Source organism: Psychrobacter nivimaris (genome assembly GCF_904846365.1).
GTDB classification, from domain to species: domain Bacteria; phylum Pseudomonadota; class Gammaproteobacteria; order Pseudomonadales; family Moraxellaceae; genus Psychrobacter; species Psychrobacter nivimaris_B.
Genome location: NZ_CAJHAL010000001.1, coordinates 243041 through 250214 on the forward strand (window position 1 = coordinate 243041; position 7174 = coordinate 250214).

At 37.3% G+C, this 7174-nt stretch carries 4 protein-coding genes; 3 read left to right on the forward strand and 1 reads right to left on the reverse strand.

Features of this window, described 5'->3' with window-relative positions; genetic code table 11:
• The first annotated feature begins 349 nt into the window (after positions 1-349).
• Genes JMX63_RS01050 through JMX63_RS01060 form a run of 3 tightly spaced genes read left to right on the forward strand, consistent with a single transcriptional unit; the run spans position 350 to position 6316 of the window.
• Positions 350-901 carry a hypothetical protein gene (locus JMX63_RS01050; RefSeq protein ID WP_201570198.1) on the forward strand — a complete coding sequence of 184 codons (552 nt, stop codon included), beginning with the start codon at positions 350-352 and terminating at the stop codon, positions 899-901.
• On the forward strand, positions 891-3125 hold the full coding sequence (locus JMX63_RS01055; protein WP_201570200.1) for a hypothetical protein: 2235 nt from the start codon (positions 891-893) through the stop codon (positions 3123-3125). The genes JMX63_RS01050 and JMX63_RS01055 overlap by 11 nt, the downstream gene beginning before the upstream one ends.
• Positions 3122-6316: a site-specific integrase gene (locus JMX63_RS01060; protein WP_201570202.1), complete on the forward strand. Its 3195-nt coding sequence runs from the start codon at positions 3122-3124 to the stop codon at positions 6314-6316. Before JMX63_RS01055 ends, JMX63_RS01060 begins: the two co-directional genes overlap by 4 nt.
• 147 nt (positions 6317-6463) lie before the next feature.
• Here JMX63_RS01060 and JMX63_RS01065 read toward each other — a convergent pair.
• Positions 6464-7174, reverse strand: a 711-nt coding sequence (locus JMX63_RS01065) for an IS256 family transposase (protein WP_201570204.1), incomplete at its 5' end; no start/stop codon positions are given.

The window sequence follows — 7174 nt, forward strand, 5'->3', positions numbered from 1 at the left end:
AAAGCCTCACTGTTAAGTGAGGCTTTTTAAGTATCTGGAGCGGGAAACCCCAACCTTGGCAATGCTCGCGGACTAAAATAATAGAAATAATACTAATTTATAATAAGCTACATCGTATGATATACATATGATGTAGCTTTTTTTATTATCTCGATGTATAGTGTAAGAAAGTGCAATAGTGTTCAGGATACACGTTTATAGTCACCATTATTTTATGGTATTTTGACACCGACTAAAAACTATAAAATCATATTTTACTCTCCCCTAGCAGAGATGTCCAATGTCTGCGCATGATATTTTGGACTCCAAAACAAGCCGCTTTATATGAGTTACAAGCTAAAGGTATGCTATGAAAAATCATAAAAATTTACCCAGGTCTAGTAATCGATATGTCCCTTTATCTTCTAAAGATTTACTAAGTTTGTGTATACATCCGGAAGCCAGAAAAGCATATGAAATTTATTTAGAACATTTTCCAATAGGCCATGTGGCTCAGCCTAAAGGCAATAAGGTACATCTTGATGTTTTGTACGATCGATTAAATTTCTATTTTTTCGATAACTTTGTAGAACAATTGGGGATGATGGATAGTACAGAAGTTCATGTCATGAAAACGCAACCAACTATGAACTCAATAGAGCTAGAGTCATGGAGATATGTTTGGCAAGCGTTCTTGGGTCTCAAACCGGTAAATATTAAGATTTATAATCAATTAAAGAATCAGATGCCAAAAGACATCCAACGTCAAATATGCGGCAGGTTGTTAACGATTGAACATACCTGTCAGAAAATGATCATTTCTAGACCTAACTTCGAATATCAACAAGCAAAACAAAAATACCCAGTTTTTGAGATGCCGAGCTTTGACGAACTGATACAAAGGAATGTAAATGGAGATTGATATTGAGCACGCTACTGATGGACTCATTCCTAATTTAGTCGATAACCACCAAAGCGTTAGGAAATACTTTTTAACTGTGGCTGCATTGTCAGGCCAAGGTTTTATGAGTTTATCTTTACCAGAGACAGAGAAGGATTCTGTTTTATCAAAAATAGAACTTAAAGCCATTTATAAGGGTTGTACTGGTAGATTAACAAACGATCATTTCAGAGTAACAGCGTTTATAGGTTCAACGTATCATCTGAAAGAGTTGGATATTAGCAATCCAGCACCAGAGTGGCTTTGGATATCCAAACTATGTCAATTACTACTATACTGTTCAGATCGTGAATTAATGAACAGAATTACTGAGATAACTACTTTTGCACGTTTGTGGATAGTACAAGGTAGTTCTTATCATCACCTATGGCAAAAGTGTTTAGAGCTACAATCTAAAGGCATAGCCACTACATTCGAAAATATTGATGCATATAAGCAACATCTCGACGATATTAAAAGCACTGATCTTAATCAGTTTGCTAAAGTGCATAGAGCATTGAAATTCGTGCTACACAACAAAAACCGTATCGAACGAATTTCCACAAAGGGTCGTAAAAGTAGGGTGACACGGCGGGTTGATGAGGAAAAAATTGAATATATCGAGTTTGACGATGTCGACGATGATAGCGATGAATTGATTAGTGTCACTGAATTTCTAAAAACTGATAATGATATTGATGTCGTGCGTGAGAAACTAGATATTGGATTACCAGATTTTACGATACTCAAGCAAACATCACTACAAGCGCATGAAAAGTATTCTGCGCAACAGATTTACCATCGTACGCGCTCAAAGCTGCAGCATGCCAATAAGAACGAACGTTTTATTAGCAATAATGTGAGGATTTTACCTTTATTTGCTTTACAGAATATTTTTGCGTATCTATGGCAGCTTTTTAAGGAATTATCATCCAGTCATGATAGAGATAAAAAGAGAGCAGTTAGTTATCTACTGCTATCAATGTTCACCGGGAGGTCAGTTGTCCAGTTAAGTGAGGATGTAACAGGTAATAATAAGCAATATATTAATTTAAATCGTCGGAACAATAGTTATCATTTAAATATCATTCTAGACATCACACCTCTGAGACTTCGTACTCAAGGTATCCAAAAAGTACTAGCCAATCGTTTGCTTGAATGTGACATAAGTCTTCCTGAGCAACTTGGTACGTTTTTAGCCTATAAAGGCAATATTAATAAAGAGATCCTGTATGAAGTTATAAACGAAACTCGTGATGCCCTAAAGTTACCATATCTATCACTGGCTCGTATTGAAAAAGGCTTATACAGTATTCTTATTCATCATGTCTCTAATAGTCAGGTTGCTAGTATCATTACAGGCCGAAATGAACGTAAGCGAGCCGATATATGGTATAGCTCTAACAGTGTCGATAACATTCGAGCTGATTATCAACAGGCTATTAAACTTCTAAGTCAAAAAACCACATATAGCAATGATTACCTAAATCTAGCTTCTAATACTATTGATTATAAAATCGGTAGTCAAAACTGCCCTGATTATACAATTGTCAGTGACTTTATTAATCTGTTATGCCAAAAAGTAGATGTAACGACTGATTACATCGAAAAATTCAATGCGTACAGCATTTGGCTTTGGCATGTTAGTTTGCTTCTAACTTCGGTGCGGGCCGTGGAGGGAGCACCAGGCTATTTGGATCAATTCAATTTTGGGGTGGGGCTGATTTGGATCTCTGATAAAGAAGAGCGAGCAACAGCGTCGAGTCAAAGGTATGTGCCTCTATGCCAATTCTTAAGCGAGGCAATCAATAGATACATAGATTTTTTAAAAAGCTTTGCTTCTCGTTTCTGTCGTTTAGACATGCGTATTAAATGGTGGGTTGACGAGGTAATGGATTATGAGCGACCACTGATTAACCTGTTTAATAAAAAAGGTGAGCTCGAAGCAATTCGTCCAGCACTGGTGCGAAATGAAATTCATGAGAACTTCAAGTTTAAAGAAGATTGGACAAGGCATGTTGGGCAGCGTTACCTGCATGAACAGAACATAAATGAATCAATGATACTTTCTGTATTTGGTCATGAAATGATGGGGCAAGAGTCTTGGCGGAAGAATTCGTCAATAAGCATTGGCGATATTTTAGACTTGCGTCCAACTTATCAAGCACTTGCAAATAAGCTTAAGATAAGACAGGTGCAATTATGAGTGTAAAAAAGCATTCAACTGATAAGCCGTACGGTTACAAAAGTCGTGAGCAAAAGCGTAATGATCAAAGAAAAAAGATCTTAGTAAAAGCTGACTTAATATGTCAAGAACTTTGGAAACGCTTTCTTAAAAATATTGAAGCAGAAGAATTTACGGTTAATGAAGCATCTATTTATCAACTCTATGAAGATATTTACAAAGAGTTTGTAGAAAGCGAAAGTATTTCTGCAAGTCTAATGCCAATCGCATTAACCAAGCGTCTTCTCTTTTTCAATAGTATTAATCGTGCACGTAAACGTAATGGTTTAGGGCCACTGCCAGCCCCTACAGTTGCTTATCAGCCTCAACGCCCAAAAAATACAGCAGTAAAAGATGCATTTTTTCATCTGCCTAAGCTGCAAAGCATTATGAAGGAGGCTGTGCAAACATGGCAAAAGAAAAACAGTTTTACACTTGTTGATAGTCTTGCATGGTTGATGTTTTCATTACTAATGCATGGTCGAGTACATTCTGTTGATGTATTAAAAGCTGTTTATATACACATCACCACTGAAAAACAGCTATATAAACTAGCTGATGACATGGTCTATATTCCATTAGATATCGTCTCTAAAGCTTATGGTAATCAGATAATAGATGTCGTAGGCTCTGATGAAAAACTTATTTCCTATTCAAAATGGGTATTTATCGATGATATCAGTCGCCTATGGTTAGTAAAGATTAGTCACCTATTGGAAAACGAAAAATTACAGACACCCAGCTTTCATAGCTGTGTTAGGCAGCTAGGTCATCTAACTGGACAAAAATTTAAAGCGGATGACTTAGAGAAAACAGACTTTTTTAGCTATTTGAATATTTATTGGCAGACATTAGCGAATGTACATATAGATCAGCAACTGGTGGAGCTGCTTGTTCAACATGAGACCCATACCGCAATTAGCTTGAACGATTGGAAGGCTTACTTAGGTGTTTTTAAAGAATCAAATAGCAGTACCATCAAGGATGAGTACATCACGCTTGATAGACTTAATAAACCTATCCAAAACTTACAGAATGAAGTTGTAGAAATAGATAGTAGCGTAAATGAAGATAAGGCCCATAAGAATGTATTAAAGGACATTCGCCGCGCTCTCATGGGGAGTAGGAAAACGATTAAAGAGCAACTGGAATTTTTGACTGAAATATACCAAAACCCTAGCGAGCAAGGTTTAATTTTCTGGATGCTTGATCTAAATGCTATTAATAAGGCCACCTCTACTTTATCTAGATACCTGACGGAAGTAGGGGAAGCATTTTTGTATGGTACTCGTGATGAAGACATTACGAGTTATCAAGCACATCAATATGAGTTTTTGTACGATAGTATCGTTGCTAAGAAAAACACTTTAAATATTGGTTACACCCAGACAGTACTGAACTCACTACACCAAAGCTTGAAAAAACATTTTGGTGCACTGCATGTTTGTCTTCAGCGTGAGAATGATCCGAAAATAGTTTCTAGTAGTTTAATATCACTTGATTTATATAAGCATATTTTACTAAGTGTCAGTAACCAAACCACATTATCTCCATACAATAGAAGCATGATGAAAGCGATTTTTACTTTGCTTTATCGTACTGGTTTAAGAATTAATGAACTATTGGGTATCCGGTTAACAGATATTGAACATGATCCAGATACTTATCTCTATATCAATTTGATTATTCGTTCAAATAGCCATAGAGCTCTAAAATCAGATGATGGTACTCGAAGAATTACTTTATCAGTATTGTTAAAACCAGATGAGTTTAAAGGGTTTCAGACTTATTTTATAGAGAGAAATCGTAGTAAAAAAGAAGGGAAATATTTATTTGCACTTGAGGGGATGTTGACTCCATTAGATCGAGGTAATGTGGATCGAGTATTTAAAAAGGTCATTGGCCCCCACTACCAACACTTGGTATTACATAGCTTTCGCCATAATGCTATTTCTAATATGGCAGTAATACTGAGATGTCGTCAAGAAATTTTAAATATCTTTACTGATTATACCGAAGATGAGGCCAAGCGTATCGGAGAGGATTTGTTAGGAAAAATGCGTATTAAATCTGGTCATCATTGGGATGCTTTAATGGAGTTTGCGGGACATGCTGACCTAGATACTACTTTTAGCTCATACGTACATACTGTAGATATCATCTCAGCACATTTACTTAACCAGGCGCTTACGAAACTGCCTGTTGATGTCGTTATGAAACTTACAAATAAAGCACGTCGAAGTTTTAATCAACATAATCCAAAAGCCTTAAATTTTGAACAGAATAGTATTGATCTGACAAAAATCCGCGAGTTTATCAATCGTGAGTTAAACATCAGAAAGCTTGATAACAATAAGCAATATTTTTCTACATCAAATATAGAAGAAGAGAGTATCGATATTTCACCTATTTTTGGTAGGTATGAGCGTTGGCAGATTGAAGAGTTTTTAAGTGAGATTGAGGCAGGTAAAACGGTGTCTGAAGCTGCCCAATATCATTTTGTATATGAAGGTGCAGTTAGGCTATATGATCGAGCGCTATTTCTAGCAGCTGATGAGCATGGCAAGGCTCATTATAAATTAATATCTAAGTACAAACAGCCAAAGTCAGGGCATCTATTGATAGCACCAACGCTGCCAACCATTGCTAAAGAGCAGCAACTCGTGCAGGAAAGCTTTATTAAGTTAGAAAATCTATATCTCAAACAGCCGACGAAAGAGCATGTTCAACGTATGCTTTCAATTTTCTATAAAAAGGCTAACTCATCACATAGCGACCTTCGTTTTGCATTTAAGGAAAAGAAGGTTTTCTACGACTATTTGGATATCGCCATAAAAATACTACCTGCTAGATACTGGCGTATAAATATCAGTTCTTACCAGATGAAGCAAATAACAAAACCTAAAAAAGGGGAGTTAAGGTATCAGAAAATAATGAATGAAGAAAAAAAGCTAGAAATAACGACAGAGTTCAAAGCTGACTATCGTCAATTATCAAAAAATTTCACTAATGACGATTATTATAGTGGTTATTCATTGTCAGTAATCAATCCTAAAGAAGAAGAGATAATTCACGCTACGAACAATGAAGCTACCCGTGCATCGTCATCACTAATGAAGTATGTGATGCATTTACTGCTGATTGTGGATGTAAATTTTGAGCTAGTTAGATAACAAGAAACCAACTAAACAAGATAATTTTGATGAAAAGTGTCCAGATTGGAGTAATGGACCGTCTAGACTATATCGAAGGTTCAACTTTCTGAGAGAATACGAAAATATCGGGGCGGGAGACCATCCCAGATTCTGTGTAACTGCCATTTAGATTAAATGCCTGCTTATACGGTCATCAAACATAATCATAAAGCGATTCAAAGCAGACGTCCAGTTACGGATGGGCATCGACCACTTTTTAGACGCCTGCTGGGTGGCTAAGTACACCACTTTAAATGCTGCCTGATCAGATGGGAACACCTTACGCTTATTCACTGCCGTCCGAATCACACTGTTTAGCGACTCTATCGCATTGGTGGTATAAATCACTTTTCTGATGTCTTTCGGATACTCAAAGAACACCGTTAAGCCCTCCCAGTTATTGCGCCAAGACTTGACCACGTGCGGGTAATCTTTGCCCCAAGTCTCATCAAAGTGCTCAAGATTGGCCTCTGCTATCTCAAGCGTATCAGCGCCGTAGATGGCCTTTAAATCAGCCGCTACGGCCTTTTTGTCCGTCCAGGGCACGAACTTCATTGAGTAACGCACCATATGTACGATACACAGCTGAACCTGAGCGTTTGGATAAACCGTATTGATGGCATCGGGGAAGCCCTTTAGACCATCGACACAGGCAATGAGGATATCTTGTACCCCGCGGTTTTGTAGCTCAGTGAGAACGCCCAGCCAGAACTTAGCGCCTTCATTCTCTGATAACCACATACCAAGCAGCTCTTTTTTACCGTTAAGAGCAACACCTAGCGCTAAGTAAATGGCTTTGTTGATGATCTGCTTGTCTCGACGTACTTTGACGTACTT